This is a genomic window from Pseudonocardia sulfidoxydans NBRC 16205 (genome assembly GCF_007989085.1).
Taxonomy (GTDB): domain Bacteria; phylum Actinomycetota; class Actinomycetes; order Mycobacteriales; family Pseudonocardiaceae; genus Pseudonocardia; species Pseudonocardia sulfidoxydans.
Genome location: NZ_BJVJ01000030.1, coordinates 1 through 22482, shown reverse-complemented (window position 1 = coordinate 22482; position 22482 = coordinate 1). Strand labels below are relative to the sequence as shown.

General features: G+C 72.6%; 25 protein-coding genes and 2 pseudogenes. 13 read left to right on the top strand and 14 right to left on the bottom strand.

Annotated features, from left to right (window positions below):
* The first annotated feature begins 24 nt into the window (after positions 1-24).
* The 4 genes from PSU4_RS15845 to PSU4_RS32400 all read left to right on the top strand — a co-directional run bounded on the left by PSU4_RS15845 (position 25) and on the right by PSU4_RS32400 (position 2987).
* Entirely contained in the window at positions 25-594 is a 570-nt protein-coding gene (locus PSU4_RS15845) for a GNAT family N-acetyltransferase (RefSeq protein ID WP_222596276.1), read from the top strand.
* 86 nt (positions 595-680) lie between these two features.
* Complete coding sequence (locus tag PSU4_RS32795; RefSeq protein ID WP_186816983.1) at positions 681-1643, top strand: AraC family transcriptional regulator; 963 nt, start codon at positions 681-683, stop codon at positions 1641-1643.
* Between the two features lie 103 nt (positions 1644-1746).
* Entirely contained in the window at positions 1747-2373 is a 627-nt protein-coding gene (locus PSU4_RS32405) for a cytochrome P450 family protein (RefSeq protein WP_246115147.1), read from the top strand.
* Positions 2292-2987, top strand: a complete 696-nt coding sequence (locus PSU4_RS32400; RefSeq protein WP_246115146.1) for a cytochrome P450 — start codon at positions 2292-2294, stop codon at positions 2985-2987. The genes PSU4_RS32405 and PSU4_RS32400 overlap by 82 nt, the downstream gene beginning before the upstream one ends.
* Positions 2988-3010: 23 nt before the next feature.
* Here PSU4_RS32400 and PSU4_RS31880 read toward each other — a convergent pair.
* The 3 genes and pseudogenes from PSU4_RS31880 to PSU4_RS15825 all read right to left on the bottom strand — a co-directional run.
* A pseudogene (locus PSU4_RS31880) lies at positions 3011-3133 on the bottom strand (Ltp family lipoprotein); the annotation flags it as partial.
* Between the two features lie 28 nt (positions 3134-3161).
* Positions 3162-3263, bottom strand: a pseudogene (locus PSU4_RS33030) (Ltp family lipoprotein); the annotation flags it as partial.
* A gap of 494 nt (positions 3264-3757) precedes the next feature.
* Positions 3758-5005 carry a cation:proton antiporter domain-containing protein gene (locus PSU4_RS15825; protein ID WP_147108725.1) on the bottom strand — a complete coding sequence of 416 codons (1248 nt, stop codon included), beginning with the start codon at positions 5003-5005 and terminating at the stop codon, positions 3758-3760.
* Between the two features lie 81 nt (positions 5006-5086).
* Between PSU4_RS15825 and PSU4_RS15820 the strand changes: the two genes are divergently transcribed.
* From PSU4_RS15820 to PSU4_RS15805, 4 genes are all read left to right on the top strand, one after another.
* Positions 5087-5422, top strand: a complete 336-nt coding sequence (locus tag PSU4_RS15820; RefSeq protein ID WP_147108722.1) for a VOC family protein — start codon at positions 5087-5089, stop codon at positions 5420-5422.
* A gap of 138 nt (positions 5423-5560) precedes the next feature.
* Positions 5561-6400 (top strand): class I SAM-dependent methyltransferase, encoded by an 840-nt coding sequence (locus PSU4_RS15815; RefSeq protein ID WP_147108718.1) that lies wholly within the window; start codon positions 5561-5563, stop codon positions 6398-6400.
* A gap of 132 nt (positions 6401-6532) precedes the next feature.
* Positions 6533-6952 carry a YciI family protein gene (locus PSU4_RS15810; RefSeq protein ID WP_147108715.1) on the top strand — a complete coding sequence of 140 codons (420 nt, stop codon included), beginning with the start codon at positions 6533-6535 and terminating at the stop codon, positions 6950-6952.
* On the top strand, positions 6925-8220 hold the full coding sequence (locus tag PSU4_RS15805) for an RNA polymerase sigma factor (protein ID WP_147108711.1): 1296 nt from the start codon (positions 6925-6927) through the stop codon (positions 8218-8220). Before PSU4_RS15810 ends, PSU4_RS15805 begins: the two co-directional genes overlap by 28 nt.
* Positions 8221-8260: 40 nt before the next feature.
* On the opposite strand, the gene PSU4_RS15800 is transcribed toward PSU4_RS15805, so the two are convergent.
* On the bottom strand, positions 8261-8812 hold the full coding sequence (locus tag PSU4_RS15800; RefSeq protein ID WP_147108708.1) for a dihydrofolate reductase family protein: 552 nt from the start codon (positions 8810-8812) through the stop codon (positions 8261-8263).
* A 147-nt stretch (positions 8813-8959) separates the two neighbouring features.
* Between PSU4_RS15800 and PSU4_RS15795 the strand changes: the two genes are divergently transcribed.
* Entirely contained in the window at positions 8960-10042 is a 1083-nt protein-coding gene (locus PSU4_RS15795; RefSeq protein WP_147108705.1) for a zinc-binding dehydrogenase, read from the top strand.
* Positions 10043-10045: 3 nt separating this feature from the next.
* On the opposite strand, the gene PSU4_RS31870 is transcribed toward PSU4_RS15795, so the two are convergent.
* From PSU4_RS31870 to PSU4_RS15785, 3 genes are read right to left on the bottom strand one after another with little or no spacing between them, the layout of a single operon-like run.
* On the bottom strand, positions 10046-10264 hold the full coding sequence (locus PSU4_RS31870) for a helix-turn-helix domain-containing protein (RefSeq protein WP_222596274.1): 219 nt from the start codon (positions 10262-10264) through the stop codon (positions 10046-10048).
* A 49-nt stretch (positions 10265-10313) separates the two neighbouring features.
* Positions 10314-10982, bottom strand: coding sequence for an MT-A70 family methyltransferase (locus PSU4_RS15790; protein ID WP_246115145.1), 669 nt, complete (start codon positions 10980-10982; stop codon positions 10314-10316).
* An 11-nt stretch (positions 10983-10993) separates the two neighbouring features.
* Complete coding sequence (locus PSU4_RS15785; RefSeq protein WP_147108840.1) at positions 10994-11971, bottom strand: helix-turn-helix transcriptional regulator; 978 nt, start codon at positions 11969-11971, stop codon at positions 10994-10996.
* 81 nt (positions 11972-12052) lie between these two features.
* Between PSU4_RS15785 and PSU4_RS15780 the strand changes: the two genes are divergently transcribed.
* Positions 12053-13333, top strand: a complete 1281-nt coding sequence (locus PSU4_RS15780) for an FAD-binding oxidoreductase (RefSeq protein ID WP_147108701.1) — start codon at positions 12053-12055, stop codon at positions 13331-13333.
* A 122-nt stretch (positions 13334-13455) separates the two neighbouring features.
* On the opposite strand, the gene PSU4_RS31335 is transcribed toward PSU4_RS15780, so the two are convergent.
* Positions 13456-14103 (bottom strand): hypothetical protein, encoded by a 648-nt coding sequence (locus PSU4_RS31335; RefSeq protein ID WP_186816982.1) that lies wholly within the window; start codon positions 14101-14103, stop codon positions 13456-13458.
* Between the two features lie 222 nt (positions 14104-14325).
* Here PSU4_RS31335 and PSU4_RS15770 point away from each other — a divergent pair, with 222 nt between their 5' ends.
* The gene (locus PSU4_RS15770; protein WP_246115144.1) at positions 14326-15444 is read left to right on the top strand and encodes an alpha/beta hydrolase family protein; all 1119 of its coding nucleotides are present in this window, start codon (positions 14326-14328) and stop codon (positions 15442-15444) included.
* 14 nt (positions 15445-15458) lie between these two features.
* Here PSU4_RS15770 and PSU4_RS15765 read toward each other — a convergent pair whose 3' ends face one another.
* Complete coding sequence (locus tag PSU4_RS15765; RefSeq protein ID WP_147108698.1) at positions 15459-15884, bottom strand: hypothetical protein; 426 nt, start codon at positions 15882-15884, stop codon at positions 15459-15461.
* A 58-nt stretch (positions 15885-15942) separates the two neighbouring features.
* Here PSU4_RS15765 and PSU4_RS15760 point away from each other — a divergent pair, with 58 nt between their 5' ends.
* The gene (locus PSU4_RS15760) at positions 15943-16482 is read left to right on the top strand and encodes a peptidylprolyl isomerase (protein WP_147108695.1); all 540 of its coding nucleotides are present in this window, start codon (positions 15943-15945) and stop codon (positions 16480-16482) included.
* A gap of 19 nt (positions 16483-16501) precedes the next feature.
* Positions 16502-17371 (top strand): rhomboid family intramembrane serine protease, encoded by an 870-nt coding sequence (locus PSU4_RS15755; protein WP_147108691.1) that lies wholly within the window; start codon positions 16502-16504, stop codon positions 17369-17371.
* Positions 17372-18432: 1061 nt separating this feature from the next.
* Here the strand turns inward: PSU4_RS15755 and PSU4_RS15745 are convergent.
* The 5 genes from PSU4_RS15745 to PSU4_RS31330 all read right to left on the bottom strand — a co-directional run.
* Positions 18433-18903 (bottom strand): PH domain-containing protein, encoded by a 471-nt coding sequence (locus PSU4_RS15745; protein ID WP_147108685.1) that lies wholly within the window; start codon positions 18901-18903, stop codon positions 18433-18435.
* A gap of 82 nt (positions 18904-18985) precedes the next feature.
* Positions 18986-19246, bottom strand: a complete 261-nt coding sequence (gene crgA / locus PSU4_RS15740; RefSeq protein ID WP_147108682.1) for a cell division protein CrgA — start codon at positions 19244-19246, stop codon at positions 18986-18988.
* 141 nt (positions 19247-19387) lie between these two features.
* On the bottom strand, positions 19388-20026 hold the full coding sequence (locus PSU4_RS15735) for an aminodeoxychorismate/anthranilate synthase component II (protein WP_147108679.1): 639 nt from the start codon (positions 20024-20026) through the stop codon (positions 19388-19390).
* A gap of 1 nt (position 20027) precedes the next feature.
* Positions 20028-21941 carry a Stk1 family PASTA domain-containing Ser/Thr kinase gene (gene pknB / locus PSU4_RS15730; RefSeq protein ID WP_147108677.1) on the bottom strand — a complete coding sequence of 638 codons (1914 nt, stop codon included), beginning with the start codon at positions 21939-21941 and terminating at the stop codon, positions 20028-20030.
* Positions 21942-22049: 108 nt separating this feature from the next.
* Positions 22050-22482 (bottom strand): hypothetical protein (locus tag PSU4_RS31330; RefSeq protein WP_186816981.1); only part of this gene is annotated, 433 nt, incomplete at its 5' end.

Sequence of the window (22482 nt, the reverse complement as noted above, 5' to 3'; positions counted from 1 at the left end):
CGCGACATCGGCAGAATGCCGGGGGTGGCACGCACTCTCGCCGATCTGCCCTGGCCCGTCACGACGGAACGGTTGTCGCTGCGCGCGGCGACGATCCTCGACGTGGCCGCGGTCTTCGGCTACCGACGGCTCCCCGAGGTCGGGCAATGGCTGACCCGGCTGCCCGACGACCTCGACGCATGGCGGGTCCGGTTCGCCGAGCGGCTGCCGACGACGATCATGATCGAGGAGGACGGCGACGTCATCGGTGACCTGTACCTACGGGTCCAGGACGGGTGGGCGCAGCACGAGGTGAAGGAGCAGGCCGCGGGCGCGGAGGCGGAGATCGGCTGGTCGCTCGACCCGCGGTTCGCCGGCCACGGCTACGCCACCGAGGCCGCCCGTGAGCTGCTGCGGATCTGTTTCGACGACCTCGGGTTGCGGCGGGTGTTCGCGTCGTGTTTCGCGGCGAACGAGCCGTCGTGGCGGCTCATGGAGCGGCTGGGGATGCGGCGTGAACAGTACGCGGTGGCCGACTCGCTGCACCGCGACGGCCGCTGGCTCGACGGCATGACCTACGCCCTGCTGGCCGACGAATGGCGCGCCGCCCGGTAGCGGCCCCTTCCCCGGTTCCCCGCCGCCGAACGCCACGGTTGACGGTGCCGGTCCGCCCCGCATCCTGGTCGGGAGCGGAGGCGAGGATGCCGGCCATCTCGATGACGACCCGCGCCCGGGACGAGGCGCAGGAGGCGGTCGCGCGCGTCTACTTCCCGCACCGGCTCGCGGTGCTCGAGGAGGGCGCCGGGTTCGCGATGTCGCTCGCAGCGGTGACACTGGGGTCGGTGTCGGCCGGGCTGCTCGCGTACTCGGGCGAGGTCAGCCTGGAGACCGGCGAGCTGGAGACCGGCTACGAGGTCAACGTGCCGCTCGACGGCGACCTGCGGACCTGGACCGGGCATGCCGATGTCTGCGTGTCGCCGCAGGTGGCAGCCGTGTACCGGCCCGACGGGCGGACCCGGCTGCACGGCTGGGCCGGGGGTGGGCGGCTGTTCGGGCTGAAGATCGAGCGCGACGCGTTGGAGTCAGCGGTGGCGGAGCTCAGCGACCGGCCCGTCCGCGCGGTGGTGCCGCTGGAACCGCGGCTGGACCTCCGGTCGCCGGCGGGACGGCAGTGGTGGGCGCTGGCACGCAGCCTGGTGGCGCTGGTGGAGGAGCCGGAGGGCCCGCTGGCGTCGCCGATGGTGACGCGGCCGTTGGCGCGCACCGTGCTGGTATCGCTGCTGCACGCTCTCGACCATCCGTACCGGGACGCGATGGCGGTGCGGCCGGCAGCGCCGCGGTCCTCGACGGTGCGGGAGGCGGTCGAGCTCCTGGAGGCCGAACCGGCGACGCCGTGGACGGTGGCCGACCTGGCGCGCCGCGTCGGGGTGGGGACACGGGCCTTGCAGGACGGGTTCGCCCGCCACGTGGGCGAGACACCGACGGCGTACCTGCGGCAGGTGCGGCTGCGCCGCGCGCACGCCGATCTGGTGGCGGCCGACCCGGCGTGGACATCGGTGACCGAGGTCGCCGCGCGCTGGGGGTTCACGCACACAGGCCGGTTCGCAGGCGAGTACCGGCGCCGGTACGGCTGCGCGCCGTCGGAGACGTTGCGCCGCGCCTGAGCTGCGGGAATCGGATCGCCGATCTGCGCCTAACGGATCGACCGTGACCGGGATCACTTCGTAGCGTCGCTCGACGCCGCCCCCACCACGGAAGGTGCCCGTCGTGACCACCACCGAGACGTCCGTCGACGACGCCGCGTTCGACTTCAACCCCATGGTCAGCCCGCACCGGGAGGACCCGCACCTGTTCTACCGCTCGGCCCGGGAACGTCCGCCCGCGCTGAGCGCGACCCTCGGCGCCTACATGGTCACCCGCTACGAGGACCTGCTCACGGTCATCGACGACCGGGAGACGTACTCGTCGAAAGCCGCGCTCCCGATGATCTACGACAACCCGCCCGAGGTCGTCGAGGAGCTGCGCCGGGGCGGGGTGCCGGAGACGACGATGGTCGTCAACGAGGACGAGCCCGACCACGAACGCTTCCGCCGCGTGTTCGACGCCGGCTTCACCGGCGCCCGGGTCCGCGCCATGTTGCCCACGATGCGCGCCCGCGCCGACGAGCTGATCGACGGGTTCGCCGGCGACCAGGCCGACCTCGTCGCCGGCTACGCGATCCCGTTCGTGCAGACCGTCATCAGCGCGATCATCGGCTTCCCGGCCGAGGACACCGCCCGTGTCCAGGGCTGGACCGACGACGTCAACACCTTGTGGAACCCGCTGGCGCCAGTCGCCGACAGGGTGACCTCGGCGCGCCGGATGGCCGAGTACACGCGCTCCTGCAGGCGCTGATCGACGACCGGCGCAGCCGGCCCCGCGAGGACCTGCTGTCCGATCTCGTCCACGGCGCCAACGGCTTCCCTGGCCTACCCGACGAGTACGTCCACAACATCGTCCGCGGCGCCGCCCGGGTCGCCGGGTTCGACACGACCCGCGACGCGATCACCGCGACGGTCCTGCTGATCCTGCAGAACGACGACGTCCGCGCACGGCTGCTCGCCGACCCGGTGAAGACGATCCCGAAGGCCACCGAGGAGGCGCTGCGCCGCGACGCCCCGCACCGCGGCCTTTTCCGGATCACGACGCGCGACACCGAGCTGGGTGGGACGGCTCTGCCGGCGGGGGCACCGTTGCTGCTGCTGTTCGGGTCGGGCAACCGCGACGAGTCCCGCTTCCCGAAGCCCGACCAGGTCGACCTCGACCGCCCGAACGTGCGCGACCACCTCGCCTTCGGTCGGGGACTGCACGTGTGCCCCGGTGCGCCGATGGCGCGAGCGGAGATCCGGGTGGCGCTGGAGACGTTGTTCCACCGGCTGCCCGACGTCCGGCTCACCGACGGGTTCGAACCCACCTACATCGCGAGCTTCTTCTTCCGCGGCCTGGAGTCCTTGCAGGTCAGCTGGTGAGGCCCGGCGGGCCGGTGAGTGGGTTACAGGCCGACCGACTTCGCCCCGTGTGCGGCCTGGGCCGCTGTGAACCCTTCGTACTTGAGCTGCGCGATCAGCCCGTCGCGGGAGAACGCCTGGAGCTCCATGTACTCGGCGGCCTTCTTGTCCGCCTGTTCGGTCGGCCGCCGAGAACTTCTCGTACTGGAGTTGCTTGATCAGCCCCGTCCGCGAGAACGCCATCAACTCCAGGTAGTTGTTCGCCATGCGGACCGCGTTGGCCTGGGACGTGGTCATGGCCGGGGTGGTGGGTGCCGGCGGAGCCTCGACGACGGGCACGGTGGTGGTGACCGCAGGCGTGGTGGTGACGGCGGGCGTGGTGGTGACGGCGGGCGCGGTGGTGACAGGGGGGACGCTGGCCGCCGCGGGGGTCGTCGGCGTGCTGGTCGGCCCGGCACCACAGCCGGCAACGCAGAGTGCGACCCCCGCGGCCAGGCCGAAGGCGGCCGGCGACCATCGACGGGTCCTGCGGGTACTGGGCGTGGTGGTCATCGTGGGTCCCCCTCACAGAGGTGTTCGAGTCGTCGAACCGGCCGCCCTGTGTGTGGGGCTGCAAGAACCATTCGGACACGTGCGATCTGGTGTTACGTCCCGCGCGGGTGGATTGTCGTCAACACACAGGGCGGCCCGCCGGCAACGTCCCTCGGGAAAGGACGCGGTAAGCGGCGGTGCAGGACGTCGGGCTTGGCCGGCGGGTCAGCTTCAGCAGCGACCGCCCGGGGCGGGCAGGTTCATCGGTCGGCGGTCGCTCCGGGCTCGTCCGGGTTCTCGGAAGGGCCCGGGCCGGCCGACTTCCGGTCCGCGCGGTCGTACAGCCGGATCACGACGCCCGTCGACAGGCCGTGGACCACGATGCTCGCCACGATGGTCACGACGGTGACGGCGAGGACGAAGTCCTTGTCGCCGGGGAGCTCGACGACGGCGAGCATCCCGAACACGAGGGTCGCGATCCCGCGCGGCCCGACCCAGCCGATGGTGAACCGGTCGGGCACCCGGACGTCGGTGCCGATCAGCGACAGCACGACGGGTACCACCCGCACCACGGTCAGCGCCAGCAGCGCGTAGACGACGACCCGCCAGGTGATCGCGCCGCTCGAGACCACCTGGTTGACGATCGTGCCGAAGATGAACCACAACGCCAGCGACAGCATCTCGCCGATGTCCTCGGCGAGATGCAGGGTGCCCGTGGGCAGCCGTCGGGCGGCCGGCTCGAAGAACACCCCGGCGACGAAGGCGGCGACGAACCCGTTACCGGTCAGGAGGATCGCGGTGCCGTAGGCGAGCAGCGGCAGCGCGAGCACCGCGATCCGCAGCGCCGAGGGCAGTGTCCACCCGCGGTCGAGGGCTTTCCCGAGCAGCCACGCCGCGGCGGTGCCGATCACCGCGCCGACGACGACCGCGACGGCGAGGGAGGGGATCGCGTCGGCGGCGGCGTCGGCCAGGCTGTCCTCCCCGTGCGCGGCCGCGCCGGCGATCGCGAGGAGGAAGACGGGGGCGACGAGGCCGTCGTTGAGACCGCTCTCGACGTTGACCAGGCGGCGTAGTCGTTCCGGCACGCGGCGGTCGCGGATGAACGCGGCGGCGGGTGCGAGGTCGACGGGCATGACGATCGTCGCCAGCACGGCGAGCAGCCACAGCCCGGTGCCGCCGAACAGGGCGATGCCGGCGACCCACGCGATGACCAGCGACAACGGTAGCGCGATGAGCAGCAGCCGCAGCATCACGCGGGGTTCGCGGCCGAAGATCCCGCCCGGGACCTCGGTGGCGTCGACGAAAAGCAGGATCGCGAGGATCCCCTCGACGATGTGTTCGCCCGCCTCGAAGTCGATGATGAAGACGAAGTAGGGGTCGGAGCCGGAGGTGAGCAGGATGCCGGCGAGGAGCAGCGCCAGCGGCATCGTCACGCTGACCCGCGCGAGCCGGCCCGCGACGAGCCCCCACACGAGCAGGATCAGCATGATGGCGACGAGCGCTGTCACGCGTCCTCCTCTCCGGGCCGGTGGTCATCCTCGGCGGCCTGGGGAGATCGCACAACGATGCGCGGGTGTCGAGGGGGATCGATGGAGTTGTTCGCGGGGGTGTCGGTCAGCGACCTGGAGCGGGCCGTCGGCTGGTTCGACCGGCTGTTGGGCGACGTGGAGACGTTCGTGCCCAACGACGTCGAGCACGTGTGGACGATCGCCGAGCACCGCTACGTCTACGTGCTGGTCCGGCCCGAGGCGGCGGGGCATTCGGTGGTGACGCTGTTCGTCGACGACCTCGACGGGTTCGAGGCCGCCGCGGCGGGCCGCGGGGTCGAGCCGGTGTCGCGGGAGACCTACGGCAACGGCGTCCGCAAGCTGCTGTTCGCCGACCCCGACGGCAACGAGATCGGCGTGGGCGGCGGGCCCGGCTGAGGGCGCGCCGGGCCCGAGATGGGGTGTGCCGCCGGAGATGTGGGGTGCCGCACCCGACGCGATCCATGGGGGCCGGCTCATAGCGTCCTTCTCATCGACCACCGCGGCTACCAGGCGGAACACGACGAGGAGACGACGATGAGCATCACGACCGATCCCGCCGCCGACCGCGCCGTCAAGGCGAGGCACCGGGCGATCTGGGCCATGGGGGACTATCCCGAGGTCGCGATCGAGCTGATCCCCGAGCTGGGCCCGGTCCTGGTCGAGGCCGCCGGCATCCGCGCCGGTGACCGCGTCCTGGACGTGGCCGCCGGCACCGGGAACGTCGCGGTGCCGGCCGCCGCGACGGGTGCCCGGGTGGTGGCGTCGGACCTGACGCCGGAGCTGTTCGTCGCGGGCCGCGAGTACGCCGCGCGCCACGGCGTGACGGTCGACTGGCAGGAGGCCGACGCCGAGAACCTGCCCTACACCGACGGCTCCTTCGACGTCGTGACGTCGTGCGTCGGCGTCATGTTCGCGCCGGACCACCAGCGTTCGGCCGACGAGCTGGTCCGGGTCGTCCGCCCCGGCGGCACGATCGGTCTGATCAGTTGGACGCCCACCGGGTTCGTCGGGGAGCTGTTCCGCACGATGAAGCCCTACGCGCCGCCGTCCCCGCCCGGGGCGCAGCCGCCGCCGCTGTGGGGCGACGAGGACCACGTCCGCGCGCTGCTCGGCGACCGGGTCACCGACGTGACGGCCCGCCGGCAGGTGCTGAGCACCGACCGTTGGGCGACGCCGGAGGCGTGGACGGCCTACTGGAAGACCGTGTACGGCCCGACGATGGCGATCTACCGCCACATCGCCGACAACACCGACGACGTCGCCGCGCTGGACGCCGACCTCACCGCCCTGGCGGCCCGCTACGACCGCGGCACCCCGGGCGCCATGGTCCTGAACTGGGAGTACCTGGTGGTGACGGCCCGCCGCAGCGCCTGACCGACAGCCGGGACCCGGCCGCTGCGACGACGTCCGGAAAATTCTTCGGGGTGGTTGTCGATCCGGGGCCAGCGCCGTTCGACCTGTGGGTGAGAGGGTCCGCACGGGACCCGACGAACAGGGAGAACCACCGTGAAGTACATGCTGATCATGCGGGCCACCGACGAGTCCTGGGCCGCCATGGGCGACGTCGACTTCGGCGAGATCATCGACTCGATGGGTCGCTACAACGACGAGATGATCCGCGCCGGCGTCCTGGTCGCCGCCGAGGGTCTGGACGACGCCGCGAAGGGCGTGGTCGTCGACTACTCGTCGCAGCCGCCCGTCGTCACCGACGGGCCGTACGGGGAGACGAAGGAACTGTTCGGCGGCTACTGGATCCTCGACGTCGCCTCCCAGGAGGAGGCCGTGGAGTGGGCCAGGCGCGCCCCCATGCAGGGCCCGGGCGTCAAGGCCGAGATCCGACGGGTGACGTCGATCGACGAGTTCCCGCAGGACAACGAGTGGATCAAGAAGGAGCGGGCGTGGCGAGAGGCGACGGGCCAGCTCTGAACCCGGGCCGCGAGGCCGTCGCGGCGGTCTGGCGGATCGAGTCGGCGCGGATCGTCGGTGCGCTCGCGCGCTACACCGGCGACTTCGCGCTGGCCGAGGACCTCGCCCAGGAGGCGCTCGCCGAGGCGCTCGTCTCGTGGCCCCGCGACGGGGTGCCGCGCAACCCGGCGGGCTGGCTGCTGACCACGGGCCGGCGGCGTGCGATCGACGCGTTCCGCCGCCGGTCCGCCCGCGACGAGCGCTACGCCGCCCTCGCCCACGGGCTGGCCGAGGGCGGTGTCGTGACGGGTGCCGCGGACCCGGTGGAGGTGACCGACGACGTGCTCTGGGACCCCGACCAGATCGACGACGACGTCCTCGCGCTCATGTTCACGGCCTGCCATCCGGTGCTGTCGCCGGAGGCGCAGGTGGCGCTCACCCTGCGCGTGGTGGGCGGCCTGACCAGCGACGAGATCGCGAAGGCCTTCCTGGTGCCGACGGCCACCGTGCAGGCCCGCATCACCCGCGCGAAGAAGACGCTCGGCGCGGCGCGGGTGCCGTTCGCGCTCCCGCCCGCCGACGAGCGGCGCACCCGGCTCGGGTCGGTGCTCAGCGTCGTCTACCTGATCTTCACCGAGGGCTCCTCGGCCAGTTCCGGCGACGACCTCATCCGCCTCGACCTGGCCGCGGAGGCCCAGCGCCTCGCCCGCGTCCTGGCTCGGCTCGTCCCGGCCGAGCCGGAGGTCCACGGGCTGCTCGCGCTGCTGGAGCTGACCGCGGCCCGGTTCCCCGCCCGCACCGGCCCCGACGGCGAACCGGTGCTGCTCGAGGACCAGGACCGCCGTCGCTGGGACCGGTCCGCGATCGCCCGCGGCCGCGCCGCACTGGTGCGCGCCGGGCAGGTCGGCACGGGCCTGGGCGCCTACGGGGTGCAGGCGGCGATCGCGGAGTGCCACGCGGTCGCCGCATCGGTGGCCGACACCGACTGGGACCGTGTCGTCGTCCTCTACGAGGCGCTCGGGCGGCTCGCGCCGTCGCCGGTCGTGGAGCTCAACCGGGCCGTGGCCGTCTCGATGGCCCAGGGTCCCGCCGCGGCGCTCGTCATCGTCGACGGCCTCGCCGACGACGCGCTCGCCGGCTCCCACCTGCTGCCGACGGTCCGCGGCGAGCTGCTGCGCCGCCTCGGCCGCACCGACGACGCCCGCACCGAGCTGCAACGGGCGGTGTCGTTGTGCGCCAACGCCCGTGAACGGACGGTGCTGGAGGGCAAGCTCGCCGAACTGGGTTGATGTCCTCGGTCGCTCGGCGCGATGCCGGGCTGAGCCCCGGTCAGGCGCTGCGCGGGCCGTAGGTCAGGTGCACGACCTGGTTGGTGTACGACTCGCAGCCCAGCAGGCTCAGCGTGTTCTCGGTGCCCTCGGGGAAGAGCTTCGGGCCGGTGCCGAGCGCGACCGGGTAGACGAACAGGTGCAGCTCGTCGACGAGCCCGTCGGCGAGCATCGCCCGGACCAGGGTGCCGCTGCCGCTGACGTAGACGTCGCCCTCGTTGTCCGTCTTGAACGTGCGGATGGCGTCGGCGTCGTAGCCGCCGAGGAGGTGGGAGTTGTTCCAGCCCTCGGCGCTGGTCAGCGTGCTGGAGACGACGTACTTGGCCGTGTTGTTGAAGAAGGGGACGCCCGGGTCGTCCGCCATGCTGCGCGACGACCAGGCCGGGCCCATCTCGACCCAGGTGGTCCGGCCGAACAACAGTGCCGTCGCGGTGCCGGTCAACGCCCCGACCGACGCCGTCATCTCGTCGGTGAACGGGTAGTCGAACGTCCACATCGGAGCGCCGATGCAGCCGTCGAGGGTGATGAACTCGTGGACCTTGATGGCGCCCATGGGAATGCTCCTCGATCGGGGATGCTGATGTTGTCAGAGCAGACCGGGTCCGGCGCCGCAACTCATCGGTCCCGCGTTGACGCGAAAAGGTCTGATGTTTAGCGTCGCGTGCGGGCCCACCGTCGGACTCGACCGGAAGGAGTCCTCATGGCCACCGGACGTCTCGCGTACATGCCGAAGCCCGGGAGCGTGGAGCTCCGCGAGTACGACCTCCCGACGCCCCGGCCGGGCGCGCTGCTGATCGAGACGGTCGCGGCCGGGGTGTGCGGCTCCGACGTGCACATGTTCGCCGACAAGCACCCGCTCAAGTCGATCGTGCTCGGGCACGAGGTCATCGGCCGCGTCGTCGACCCCTCCACGCGGCCCACCGACTCCGCCGGCCAGGAACTGCACCCCGGCGACCTGGTGTCCGTCGTCTACTTCGCGTTCTGCCAGCACTGCCGGCAGTGCCAGGCCGGGCGCACCCACCTGTGCGAGAACTCCTACAACCACTGGATCGCCTCGCCCGACGACTTCCCGCACTTCACCGGCACCTTCGGCACCCACTACTACGTCGGCCGCTTCCAGCACGTGTTCAAGGTGCCCGGCAACGTCGACCCGCTCGCCGCCGTGAGCGCGAACTGTGCGCTGGCCCAGGTGTCGGCGGGCATCGACCGCGGTGGCGTCACGGCAGGCGACACCGTCGTCATCCAGGGCGCGGGCGGGCTCGGGCTGTGGGGCGTCGCCGTCGCGAAGGAGCGCGGCGCGCACGTGGTCGTCGTCGATGCCGTGCAGCGCCGCCTCGACGCGGCGAAGGCCTTCGGTGCCGACGAGACCGTCTCCTTCGACGAGGCTCCCGAGGCTGCCGACCGGATCGCCCGGGTCCGGGAGCTCACCGACGGTGGCGCCGACGTCGCGCTCGAACTGACCGGTGTCGGTTCGGCCGTCCCGGAGGGCATCGAGATGGTCCGGCCCGGCGCCACCTACATCGAGATCGGCAACGTCATGCCCGGTGTGGAGATCACCCTCGACATCGGCTCGATGACCCGGCGTGCCGTCACGATCCACCCTGTCATCCGCTACCACCAGCGCTTCCTCAAGGCAGGGCTGGAGTTCATCTCGCGCAACGTCGGCAGGCTGCCGTTCGACAAGCTCGTCGACGCCACCTACCCGCTCGACGACGTCCTGCAGGCGATGGAGGACTCCAAGGCGCGCAAGGTCAACCGGGCCGCGCTGGTGATGGACCGGTAGCGGTCAGCCCGTGCGCCGCCGGCCCGCCCCGCCCCGGGCCCGGAAGGTCACTCCGGCGTCCTCCAGCAGCCGGCGCACCCGGCCGATGCTGTAGCCGGTCTCGGCGCACAGCTCACGGACGCTCTTGCCGGTCTCGTACCGCTTGAGCAGCTCGGCGCCGATCGTCGAACGTTGCGCGTCCGACAGGCGCTGGCCGCGCTTCAGGTCCGGAGTCTTGGCCATGGCGCGGATCTTCCACCCGCGACGACCACGGATCCAGTGTTGGGCGAGGTCAACGGTATGCCGGGTAGACACGGCCGCGTGGAGTGATCTCCGCGTCCGACTCGTTGCCCCAGACGGTCCATCCCGGGCGCGGGTAACGGGCGAACAGCTCCAGGTAGGGGCCGGGGGAGCAGTCCTCGATCAGCCCGTACGCCTCGTCGGGCTTGCGGGAGTGCTCCCGCTTGCGGGTCTCGATCATGTTGACCTGCCGACGGCCGGGATCGAGCGTCCGTAGCGTGCCGCGCACCCCGAACAGGATCAGCTCGGTGACGTTGCGGAAGTAGAACCCGACGCCACGGCCGTCGGGACCTCCGTCCTTGCGACGCTTGGCCCACACGATGTTCGACACGTAGCGGTAGCCCCACGCCTCCATCACCGCGAGGCCGTCGGGCAGCAGCGCGTTGGGCACCCACAGGTACAGGTGCGAGTTCGCGGCGGCGACCTCGGCGATCGGCAACGCCTCGATCTGCGGGGTCGTCATCGTGTCGTAGCGGTCGAGGCGGCGGTGCTCGGGCGCGACCTTCCCCGTCCGGTTCGCGAACCGCCACGGCGGGTCGGCGTAGACCGTCGCCCAGCCGCCGTCGACCCGGGGGAGCGCCGCGACCTCGGTCGGGCCGGCGTCGACGCGCAGCGGCGCGACACGACGCCGGCCGGTGGTGGGGTCGTCGACGGTCGTCACGGGCTCGATTGTCACCGAGATCCGGTGCGCGCGGGGGATGTGGACGCGGCGAGCCGCTGCGCGAGTACGTCGAGGCGCTCCCGGATCTCCTGTGGAGCGTCGATGGTGCGGGGTTCCGCGACGGCGGCGACCGTCGCGACGTCGTGCACCACCAGGTCGGCCGATTCCGCGCTGATCCGCACCCGCGCCCCCGTGCCGTCCTCCTCGACCTCGCCCACCAGTGCGGCCGGGAGACGTTCCCGCAACTCGGCTGTATCGATGTCGACGGTGACGACGGCTGTCCACCGGTACGTGGCCGTCGCGAACGACCGGGCCAGCGACGCCGCCGCGTCCTGCGCCGGGAGCTCCCGGGGCGTGAACGTGCGGTGCGTCGTCGCCGGTTCGGCGATGCGGTCGACGCGGAAGCTGCGCCAGTCGTCGCGGTCCGGGTCGAACGCCAGCAGGTACCAGCGGCCCTTCACCGTGACCAGCGCGTGCGGCTCGACGCGGCGCAGCGTCGGCGCGCCGGCCCGGCTGCGGTAGCCGAACGTCGCCAGCTCGTGGTCGCGCGCGCAGGAGGCGAGGACGGCGAGCACGGCCGGGTCGGCGGGCGGAACCTCGCCGCCAGGCACCGCCTCGGTGGCCGACGTCAGTGCCGCCAGCCGCGGCCGCAGCCGCGCCGGCAGCACCCGTTCCAGTTTGCCCAGCGCCCGCATCGAGGCGTCCTCGATCCCGGCGACGTTGCCGCCGGCCGTCGTCGACAGCCCGATCGCGACGGCCACGGCCTCCTCGTCGTCGAGGACCAACGGCGGCAGGTTGCTGCCGGACGTGAGCCGGTACCCGCCCGCGGTGCCGGTCGTCGCGGCGACGGGATAGTCGAGTGCGCGCAGGCGGTCGACGTCGCGGCGGATCGTCCGGGTCGTGACGCCGAGTCGTCCGGCCAGCTCGGGACCGGGCCACTCGCGGCGTGTCTGCAGCAGCGCGAGCAGCCGCAGCAGCCGGGCGGGCATGTCCCTGCGCTCTGTCACGCGTCCCAGACTGGCACGGAACGAGGACGTTCAGTGTCCGCAAGGGGTCATAGCGTCGATGCCATGATCACTGACACCCTCCTGGGGTTCCAGCGCGCTGCCCGTCACGAGCCCGACCGCGTGCTCGTGGCGACCTCCGCCGACGACATCCGGTCCGCCCTCGCCGTCGACGACCTGCCCGTCGCCGTCATGAGCAGCGGGCACGGCCAGGGCCGCGTCCTCGACGGCGGCATCCTGATCTCGACGCACGCCTTCACCGGCGTCACCGTCGACCCCGCCCGCAGGACGGCCTGGGTGGAGGCAGGGGCGTCGTGGCAGAACGTCGTCGACGTCGCGGCGCCGCACGGGCTCGCCCCGCTGTCGGGCAGCTCCCCGGGCGTCGGCGCGATCTCCTACACCCTCGGCGGCGGCACCGGCCTCCTCGCGCGTCGGCACGGGTTCGCCGCCGACCACGTCCGGCGCATCGACCTCGTCGCCATGGACGGCACCCCGCGGACCGTCACCGCCGAGTCCGACCCCGAGCTGTTCGCCGTTCTGCGCGGCGGTGGCGCCGGCCTGGGCGTGGTCACCGGGATGGAGATCGATCTCGTCAACCTGACGGATATCCTCGGCGGTGGGCTCTACCTGCCTGCCGCGCCGGACGTCCTCGACGGGTGGCGCCGCTGGACCGAGAACGTCCCGGAGGAGATGACCTCCGCCGCGGCCATGCTCGTCTTCCCCGACCTGCCGATGGTCCCCGAGCCGCTGCGCGGCCGGCACGTGGCCCAGATCCAGCTGGCCTGGTGCGGTGACCCCGCTACCGGTGCGGACGTGATCGCACCCCTGCGCGACCTCGGCACCGTGCTGCGCGACACCGTCCGCGGGCTCCCCTTCACCGAGTCGGCCACCGTGTTCGACGAGCCCGACCGGCCCCACGCGTACCGCTCCGCCAACCGCCTCGTCAGCGGCCTCGACCCCGCCGCGCTCGGCGAGCTGGCCGGGCTCGCCGGACCGTCCGCGCCGGTGATGACCGTCGTCGGCATCCGGCACCTCGGCGGCGCCCTCGCCCGGCCGCCCGCCGTACCCAACGTCGTCGGGCACCGCGACGCCGCCTACTCCGTGATGGTGCTGTCGCCACTGGAAGCGCCGGGCGACGCCGCGGTCGTCGAGGGCCTGCACTCCACGGCGCTCGCGCTCGTCGACGACGTGACGCTCGGCCGCTCGCTCAACTTCAGCTACGGCGCCATGACGCCCGAGCAGGTGCGCGAGTGCTGGTCACCGGCCGACGCCGACCGCATCGCCGCCGCCACCGCCGCACTGGACCCCGCCGGCCGGCTGCTGTCGCACCAGCCGATGCCCCGCTGACCAGATACCGCGGGTGAACGGTTCGGGGGTCGCCCCTGCACACGCGAGAACGGCGCGTCCTGCCGCCGGCCACAACGCTGGGGCCCGCGGCAGGAACGCGCCGTTCGCGAAACGGGCCCGGGTCAGCTGACGCCGAGGCCCTGGACCTGCGTCGGGTTCGCCGCGAGGGCCGCGACCTGCGCCGGGTCGACCGTCGGCGGGGTGGGGACGACCGCGTTGCTGTTGACGAAGTCGGCCGGGCTGATCGCCGTCGGGTCCGGGAGACCGGTGCCCTCCGCGTTGACGACCGGAGCCAGCGCCTCGGGGCCGGGGAGCGGAGGCAGCGGCAGGTCGGCCGGGCCGGGCAGCGACGACACAGCCTCGGTGCCGGGGACCGGCGGGAGCTGCGGGACGCCCGGGAGGGCGCTGTTCACGGCGACGTCGTCGGCCGACGAGGCGTCCGCGTCATCGGCGTCCGCGGCATCCGTGTCGGCGTCGGCGTCGGCATCCGCGGCGTCGGCGGCGTCGGCGTCGGCGGCGTCGGCCGAGGTGTCGACCGTCGGCGCCTCGAACGTGAACGCGGGCGGCAGCGCATCGGCACCGGGGGCGGCGTCGGCACCCGGGACCGTGGACAGCGCGTCGGCACCGGGGAGTGCGTCGGCGCCGGGGAGCGACGGGACGGCAGGCAGGGCCGGGGCCGCGAAGGCCGGGGCCGCCAGGCCCGCACCGAGCGCCGCGATGCCCGCGGCGGTCACGGTGGTGCGCAAGGTGCGCCGAGCAAGGCTGCTCATCGCAGGTGGATCCTTCCGATCGGGGGTCTCGGACGTTGCGACGGTGATCTGCACGCCCAACGACACCCCCCGCCTACGGTTGTCCCCGCAACTTGGTTTTCACCCGTTCCGGTGGCGGTGAAAGCGCAGGTCGGAGCGTTTCCACCGAACCGTATGACCGTGTGCGACGTGACGTGAGGGATCCACGCGACCGCGCGGCCCCGACTGCGTCATCATCGGGGTGTGCGGGGGAACGGATGGCTGCGGGCCGGCATCGCCGGCGTCGGTGCCGGGCTGGGCGCGGGAGTGCTCGGCGTCGGCTGGTTCTACTCGAGCGTCCTGCTCGACACCCGGCAGAAACTCGTGCTGCCCGAACGCGTCGTCGACGCCGGCGACGGCACCGTCACGCTGCGCCGCTCACGGCTCGTCGAACAACCCGGGGTATGGGGCCTGCGCTGGGCCGACGGGCTCGCCGTCATGGGGCCGGTGCTGCGCACCGAACGCGACATCGTCGTCCGGGCCCTCGACGAGGGGCCCGTCCCGGCGCCCGGCACGGCCGCCGTCGTCGACACCGGGCCCTACGACCCCGACCCCGGCGCCCGCGGGCTCGCGTTCACCGAGGTCGCGATCCCGACCCCGCTCGGCCCCGCGCCCGCCTGGTCGGTCCCGGCCGCCGACCCGGGCGCCCCCTGGATCGTGCACGTCCACGGCCGCGGCGGCGCCCGACGCGAAGCACTGCGCATCCTGCCCGCGCTGCACCGCGCAGGGTGGTCACAGCTCGTCATCTCCTACCGCAACGACGACGTCGCCCCACCCAGCCCCGACGGTCACTACCACCTGGGCGACACCGAGTGGGAAGACCTCGAGGCCGCTGTCCGCCACCTCGTCGCCGGCGGGGCGTCACGGCTGTCGCTGTTCTGCTGGTCGATGGGCGCCGCCATCTCCGGCGCCTTCCTCGACCGGTCGACCGAGGCAGGCCGGATCGACGCCGCCGTCTGGGACGCCCCCCTCGTCGACTGGCGCGCCACCCTGCGCCAGCAGGCCCGCAACCGGAAGCTGCCGCCCGCCCTCACCCCGGTGGCCGCGGGCTGGACCAGCCGCCGCATCGGCATCGACTTCGACCGGTTCGCCCTGCGCGAGAGCCCGCCCGCAGTCCGCCCACCGACGTTCATCGTGCACAGCACGCCCGACACTGCCGTGCCCGTCACGTCGAGCCGGATGTTGGCGCAGGCCGCGCCGAGCATCGGCTGGGAGGTCGAACTGCTCGAGGTGCCCGGCGTCGAGCACACCTCGTCGTGGAACGCCGACCCGGCGCGCTACGAACGCGCCGTCGTCGAGTTCCTGGGCAGACACAGGAGCTGAGCCGCTCCCGGGGCTCAGCCCGAGCTGTGGCCGTTGCGCGCCGCGGCAGAGGGCGTCGGCGTCGCCGGGGCCGCCTGCGACCCACCCCCACCACCCGGCGACGGGGGCTCCGGCACCGCGCGGATCGGCTCGTCGACCTGCTGCGGACGCCGCGACAACACCGCCCACAACGCCACCGCGACCGCCGCCGCGATCCCGCCGGCGAGGAACCACCGCCACTTCCGCGACGGCTTCTCCGGCTCGATCCGGGCGACCAGCTCCTCGCGGGCATCGCTCAACGCGTCCGCCGCGACCTCCACGAGCCGCCGCGCCCCCTCGGCCACGGCACCGCCCCCCACCTCCACACGGTCCCGCACGTCCGCGAACGCATCCGCCGCCAGCTCGCCGAGCTCCTCACCGATCGCGGCGAGGTGGTCGGGGGCATTTCTGGTGGTCCTCATGCTCGCCATCATCCTCGACCTGCTTCCCGCGTGGGCGTCCATTTACGGTGCTGGCACGATGGGCCATGTGACTGACCCAGGCAACTCGAAGCAGATCGCGACCCTGCGGACGTCCGAGGGCGACATCCGGATCAACCTGTTCCCGGACCACGCCCCCAAGACCGTCGGCAACTTCGTCGGTCTCGCGACGGGCACCAAGGACTACAGCCAGCCCAACGCCGGCGGTGGCGACAGCGGACCGTTCTACGACGGCTCCGTCTTCCACCGCGTGATCAGCGGCTTCATGATCCAGGGCGGCGACCCCACCGGCACCGGCCGCGGCGGCCCCGGCTACCAGTTCGCCGACGAGTTCCACCCCGAGCTGCAGTTCGACCGGCCCTACCTGCTGGCCATGGCCAACGCCGGCCCCGGCACCAACGGCTCGCAGTTCTTCATCACCGTCGGCCCGACGCCGCACCTCAACCGCCGCCACACCATCTTCGGCGAGGTGGCCGACGCCGAGTCGCGCGCCGTCGTCGACGCCATCGCCACCACCTCCACCGACCGCTCGGACCGCCCGCTCACCCCGGTCGTCATCCAGCGCATCGAGGTCGGCTGAGAGCGGTAGCGCCCCCGACGTGACCGACCCCGCAGGTCCCCCGCACGACCGGCCCGGTCCGCCGCCGGGCGCACCCGCCCCGGCGGTGTGCGTCCGGCACCCGGACCGGCCCACCGGCCTGCGCTGCACCCGGTGCGACCGCCCGGCCTGTCCGGAGTGTCTGCGGGAGGCGTCGGTCGGCTACCAGTGCGTCGACTGCGTCGCGGAGGGCCGCCCGGCGGCCCGGCGCACCGTCCGGCCGGCGGCGCGGCCCTCCCGCGTCCCGGTCGTCACGACGTCGCTGATCGCCGTCAACGTCGTCGTCTTCCTGCTGACGGTCGTCCAGGCCGGCAGCCTCAACCAGAACAGCTCGTCCCCGCTGTTCCGCGACTGGTCGCTCATCCCCGCGGCCGTCGCCGGCGGCGAGTGGTGGCGCGTCGTCACCGCCGGGTTCCTGCACTTCGGCCCGCTGCACCTGCTGTTCAACATGCTGGCGCTGTGGGTCATCGGCCGCGACATGGAAGTGTTCCTCGGCCGCGCCCGGCTCCTCGGCATCTACCTCGTCGCCCTGCTCGGTGGCTCCGCCGCGGCCCTGCTGTTCTACGGGCAGACCGTGCAGGTCGCAGGCGCCTCCGGCGCCGTGTTCGGGCTCATGGGCGGCCTCGCCGTCGTCCTGCGCCGGATGAACATCCCTGCCACGCAGGTCATCGTCGTCATCGGTATCAACATCGTCCTCAGCGTCACGCTGCCCGGCGTCTCGCTGATCGGGCACGTCGGCGGTCTGGTCGTCGGCGCCGTCGCGACGGCCGCGGTCGTCTACGCCCCCGCCCGCAACCGCAACGCCATCCAGGCCGGCGCTCTCGCCCTCCTCGCGGTGCTCTCGATCGTGCTGATGCTCATCGCAGCCTGACCCTCCGCGCGCCCGGGGCCCGGCTCCGCTCGACCAGCAGCGGGGCAGACCGGGGGCGACCACGATCCGCCCGCAACCTCACTGCTCTGAATCCGGCGCCGGACAGCAGTCAGGTTGCGCGCGATCTGTCCGCTCGGAACGGAGTCCCGCAGCCGCCGCGCGGTTCCGGCGCACACCGGCTGCGTTGTCGGGTGGCCGCGCGTCCTTCCGGACGTGAGACGACCGGAGAAGGTGCGCGTCGACCCAAGGAACCGCATCGCGCCGTCCCTGCCGCTGCCCGCCGCGGAGGTCGTGCCGAGTGCTTCCCGGCCCGGACCGGTGCGGTCTGTGCAGACGGCGCAAGCGGCGCAGGCGGCATAGACGGCGCAGACAGCGCAGACGGCGTGGACGGCGTGGACGGCGTGGACGGCGCAGACAGCGCAGACGGCGTGGACGGCGTGGACAGCGCAGACAGCGCAGACGGCGCGCGTCCGGGATCGCCGCGCGGTTTCTGTGGACGTCCGCCATGTTGTCGGGTCGGAGCCCGTCCTGCAGGGTGCTGAGCGACGAGGGAAGTCGCGCGCCGATCGTGAGAACCGCGTGACGCGGTTCGGCTGGCGCCGCGGCCGGTGGCGTAGGTCGCAGCCGCCCTCGCGCGAGGGGATCGCCGCGCGGTCTCTGCGGCTGCCGGTCGGGTTGTGGGGCCCGCGCCCGCCCTGCAGGGCACCAGGTGATCGGGGATGGCGCGCGTCGACCGTCAGAACCGCGCGGCGTTGTTCCTGGCCGTGCAGGCGCAGGCCGTGCGAAACGCCCCGTGCTCGTCGTCTGGGCTCGCCGGACAGTTTCTGCGCACGTCGGCTGCGTTGTTGGGTCGGCGCCTGTCCTGCAGGGTGCTGGGCGACCGGGGAAGTTGCGCGTCGACAGTGGGAACCGGGTGGCGCGGTCCTCTGCCGGTGCGCGGTGGCCCGGCGCCCGGGCGGGGCACATCCGCCGGACAGCGGCGCGGAAGACCACGATCCGCGCGCAACCTCACTGCTCCGAATCCGGTCCCCGACAGCGCTGAGGTTGCGCGCGGAGCTGGGTCAGTGGCGGGCGGCCATGACGGTGGCGGCGACGTCGACGGGGTCGGCGCCGAGGTCGAGGCGGCCGAAGATCAGGAGGCGTTCGCCGTCGAGGGCGGCGTCGTCGCGGACGTCGACGCCGAGGAGGAAGGTCTCGCGGCCGAGTCTGCGGGCCTGGACGACCCGGACGTCGGTGACCGTCGACCACGGGTAGCTGCGGCGGTGCAGCAGCCCGCGGACGTGGACGCCCTCGGGGGTGACGGCGAGCCGCGGCCGGGCCCGGCTGGCCCAGACGGAGGCCACGAGGAGACCGAGAGTGGCGACGGCGGCGAGCAGCGAACCAGTGGGATCCGAGTGAGTGACGAGCAACACAGCGAGCCAGCCGGCGGCGGCAGCTGTGCACAGCCACGCGACGACGACGAGGCCCGCCGGGGTACTCCACGAGCGGGCGGGCAGATCGGCGGCGTCACCTGCGGGTTCGCCGTCACCCATGATCACGAAGAGTAGTTCTTGTGAGGTTGTCCACAGCGTTCATCCACAGTGTGGACTGCTTACAGGGGTGTGTTTCCGCTGGTCAGCGCCATCTCATCGTCATCAGCAAGCCGACTACGATGAGTGAGAATCCGACGAGGAAGTTCCAGGAGCCGAGCGCGGCGAAGAGCGCGATCTTGTCGCCCGCGATGTAGTTGACGACCAGCCACGCCAGCCCGACGAGCATCAGTCCGAGCATGACGACCACGTAGACCGGACTGGTCGGCCCGGCCTCCTTCGCGGCCGAGCGCTGCGCCGGCGGCGTGTAGGTGGCGGCCTTCTTCCGGACCTTGGACTTGGGCATCGAAACCTCGCGAGACGGTTGTGCGCGTCCGGAACGGCGCGCCCGGGCGTTCCTCCACCGTAACGTGAACCGCCTGTGGCGTGCGCGAACGCCCGATCCGGCGCTGATTCGTGACCGGCCCGCGAGCCGGGCGGCGGGTGGTCAGGCCTGCTGGGCGCCCAGGGCCGCGACCTCGGCCGTCAGCTCCGTGACCAGCGCCTCCGGCACGGGATGGCCGGCGGAGCCCATCCAGTTGGCCAGCAGCCGGTGCCCGCCCTCGGTGAGGACCGACTCGGGGTGGAACTGCACACCCTCCAGCGGGGCGTCACGGTGGCGCAGCGCCATGATCACCCCACCGTCGGTACGGCCTGTGACCTCGAGCTCGGGCGGCAGCGTCTCGGAACGGATCGACAGCGAGTGGTAGCGGGTCGCGACGAACGGGTCGGGCAGGTCGCGCAGGACGCCGACCCCGTCGTGGTGCACCAACGACGTCTTGCCGTGCAGCAGTTCGGGGGCACGGTCGACGACGCCCCCCCAGGAGACTCCGATCGCCTGGTGGCCGAGGCACACCCCGAGCAGGGGGAGGTTGCGCTCGGCGCACGCCTTGATGACGTCGACGCTGCGCCCGGCCTCCTCGGGGACGCCGGGGCCGGGGCTGATCAGGACGCCGTCGACGTCGTCGAGCTCGTCGAGCTCGACCTCGTCATTGCGGCGCACCGTGTTCTCGGCACCCAGCTGCGCGAGGTACTGCACCAGGTTGTAGACGAAGCTGTCGTAGTTGTCGACGACGAGAACGCGCATGTCAGTTGCCGCCGCTGCTACCGACGCGGCCGACCCCGAGGACGACCTGCTGGTCCTTGTCGACGGTCTGACCGGCTCGCGGAGTCTGTGCCACGACCTTGCCGTTCTGTGTGGGGTCGGTGACGGGGACGCTCTGCTGGCTCAGCCTCGTCAGGCCTGCCTGCTGGGCGGCCGCCTGTGCTGTCTGCAGGTCCATACCGCTGAAGTCGGGCACCTGGACCTGGTCGCTCGAACTCATCGTGATCGTGACCGTGGTGCCCTTGGCGACCTTCGTGCCCGCCGACGGGTTGGTACTCGCGACGGTGGCGTCGTTGCCGGTGTCGCCGGAGACCTTCACCTGGAAGCCGGCCTGCTTGAGCGTCGTGCTCGCGGCGTCGGCGCTCTGCCCGGTGACGTCGGGGACCGACACGGTCGACAGCTCCTTGCCGACGACGACGTTGACCGCGCTGCCCCCGGGCGCGTTCGCCCCGGCCTGCGGGTCGGAGGAGATGATCTTTCCGACGTCGGAGGAGCTGCTGGTCTCCTGCTCGGTCTGTTTGCCGAGGGTGAGGCCACGTTCGGTGAGCAGCTGCTGCGCCTGCGCGACCGTCTGCCCGATGAGCGGTGGGACGGCAGCCTGGGCCGGGCCCTTCCCGATGAACATGGTGACGGTCTTGTTCTCGTCGATCTGGGAGCCGCCGGCGGGGTCGGTCCGGACGACCTTGTTGACCTGGTCGACGGGGGACTCGTCCTGTTGGACGTTGACCTGCAGCCCGGCGGCGACGATCGCGGCGCGGGCGGTGTCCTGCGGCTGGCCGACGACGTTGGGGACGGCGACCTGCTTGACCGAGGGGCTGCCGAAGAACTGGAACGCCACGAACGCGATGAGCCCGAGGACCACGGCGATACCGACGCCGATGGCGACCTTGCGGCCGGTGCCGGCGCCCTGGTCGTCGTCGTCGCGCCAGGCGGGGACGGCGCCCGGGGGGATGGTCTGGCGGCCGCCGGCGGCCGGGTTCATCCGGCGGGTGGGTCCCGCGTCGGACGCGAGCAGGGCGGTGCGCTCGTCGTCGCTCATCACCAGCGGCGCCTGCGGGCGCTGGCCGTTGCGGACGCGGATGAGGTCGGACCGCATCTCGGCCGCGGACTGGTATCGGTTGACCGGGTTCTTGCTCAGCGCCTTGAGGACGATCGCGTCGAGCTCGGGCGGCACCCCGGGGTTGAGCTGCGAGGGGTGCCGCGGGTCCTCGCGGACGTGCTGGTAGGCGACGGCGACCGGGGTGTCGCCGGTGAAGGGCGGGTCGCCGGTGAGCAGCTCGAAGAGCACGCAGCCTGCGGCGTAGACGTCGCTGCGCGCGTCGACGGCCTCGCCGCGGGCCTGCTCGGGGGAGAGGTACTGGGCGGTGCCGATGACGGCGGCCGTCTGCGTGACGTTCTGGCCCTCGCCCAGTGCGCGGGCGATGCCGAAGTCCATGACCTTCACCGCGCCCTGGGTGTTGATCATGATGTTGGCGGGCTTGACGTCGCGGTGGATGATGTTGTGCCGGTGGCTGAAGTCGAGCGCCGCGCACACGTCGGCCATGACGTCGACGACGCGGGCCTGGTCGATCGGGCCCTGCGTCTTCACGATCTCGCGCAGCGTCTGCCCGTCGACGAACTCCATGACGATGTAGGGCAGCGGACCGAACTCGCTGACCGTCTCGCCCGTGTCGTAGACCGCGACGATCGCCGGGTGGTTGAGCGCCGCGGCGTTCTGCGCCTCACGACGGAACCGGAGCTGGAACTGCGGATCGCGCGCAAGGTCGGCACGCAGGACCTTGACGGCCACGTCGCGGCCCAGGCGCGTGTCGAGGCCGCGGTGAACCTCGGACATGCCGCCGTAGCCGAGCGTGTCGCCCAGCTCGTAGCGCTCGGACAGCAGGCGGGGGGTGGTCATCGGTGCCGGTTCCTGAGTCGTGTCGAGGGTCGGATCATCATGCCTGGTCGCGCCGCGCGTCGGTCCGCTCGCTCGGCGCGCGGTCGCCGGACAGCGTGTTCCCGGGGCTCACCGGACATTCTCCGTGACATCGTTCCCGGTCCCTCCGTCCCGATGCGCCGTCCAGCCCATCGCGACGCCCTCCTGGCGGGACACGCTACCCGGGGCGAACCCGGACGGCTCGGACATCGCGCTCGTCGACCCGATGAGCCGGGGCAGCAGGAGCAGCAGGGTGACGAGCACGGCGACCACGGCGAGCACCACGAACAGCACGACGAGCGCGGTGTGGCGCGACCGGGACCGCGGGGTCAGCGACACGGGTTCCGATCCCGGGGCGCGTGACGGCGTGTCGCCCGGCTCGCGGACGTCGGCCGGTGCGTCCCAGGTCGGGTCGTGGTCGTCGGCCAGCCGGTGGGCACCGGCGGGGCGGTCGGGTGTGGCGACCGGGCCGGTGGCAGCGAGGCGCGCCGACGTCGCGGTGGTCTCGACGGTCGTCTCGACC

Excerpts from the sequence above, each read along its gene's own strand:
- PSU4_RS15820 (WP_147108722.1), top strand. The coding sequence starts at position 5,087 with ATGGAGTTGTTCGCGGGGGTGTCGGTCAGCGACCTGGAGCGGGCCGTC.
- PSU4_RS32795 (WP_186816983.1), top strand. The coding sequence starts at position 681 with ATGCCGGCCATCTCGATGACGACCCGCGCCCGGGACGAGGCGCAGGAG.
- PSU4_RS15815 (WP_147108718.1), top strand. The coding sequence starts at position 5,561 with ATGAGCATCACGACCGATCCCGCCGCCGACCGCGCCGTCAAGGCGAGG.
- PSU4_RS15800 (WP_147108708.1), bottom strand. The coding sequence starts at position 8,812 with ATGGGCGCCATCAAGGTCCACGAGTTCATCACCCTCGACGGCTGCATC.
- PSU4_RS15780 (WP_147108701.1), top strand. The coding sequence starts at position 12,053 with ATGATCACTGACACCCTCCTGGGGTTCCAGCGCGCTGCCCGTCACGAG.
- PSU4_RS15795 (WP_147108705.1), top strand. The coding sequence starts at position 8,960 with ATGGCCACCGGACGTCTCGCGTACATGCCGAAGCCCGGGAGCGTGGAG.
- PSU4_RS31335 (WP_186816982.1), bottom strand. The coding sequence starts at position 14,103 with ATGAGCAGCCTTGCTCGGCGCACCTTGCGCACCACCGTGACCGCCGCG.
- PSU4_RS15785 (WP_147108840.1), bottom strand. The coding sequence starts at position 11,971 with ATGCCCGCCCGGCTGCTGCGGCTGCTCGCGCTGCTGCAGACACGCCGC.
- pknB (WP_147108677.1), bottom strand. The coding sequence starts at position 21,941 with ATGACCACCCCCCGCCTGCTGTCCGAGCGCTACGAGCTGGGCGACACG.
- crgA (WP_147108682.1), bottom strand. The coding sequence starts at position 19,246 with ATGCCCAAGTCCAAGGTCCGGAAGAAGGCCGCCACCTACACGCCGCCG.
- PSU4_RS15735 (WP_147108679.1), bottom strand. The coding sequence starts at position 20,026 with ATGCGCGTTCTCGTCGTCGACAACTACGACAGCTTCGTCTACAACCTG.
- PSU4_RS15760 (WP_147108695.1), top strand. The coding sequence starts at position 15,943 with ATGGGCCATGTGACTGACCCAGGCAACTCGAAGCAGATCGCGACCCTG.
- PSU4_RS15745 (WP_147108685.1), bottom strand. The coding sequence starts at position 18,903 with ATGGGTGACGGCGAACCCGCAGGTGACGCCGCCGATCTGCCCGCCCGC.
- PSU4_RS15765 (WP_147108698.1), bottom strand. The coding sequence starts at position 15,884 with ATGAGGACCACCAGAAATGCCCCCGACCACCTCGCCGCGATCGGTGAG.
- PSU4_RS31870 (WP_222596274.1), bottom strand. The coding sequence starts at position 10,264 with ATGGCCAAGACTCCGGACCTGAAGCGCGGCCAGCGCCTGTCGGACGCG.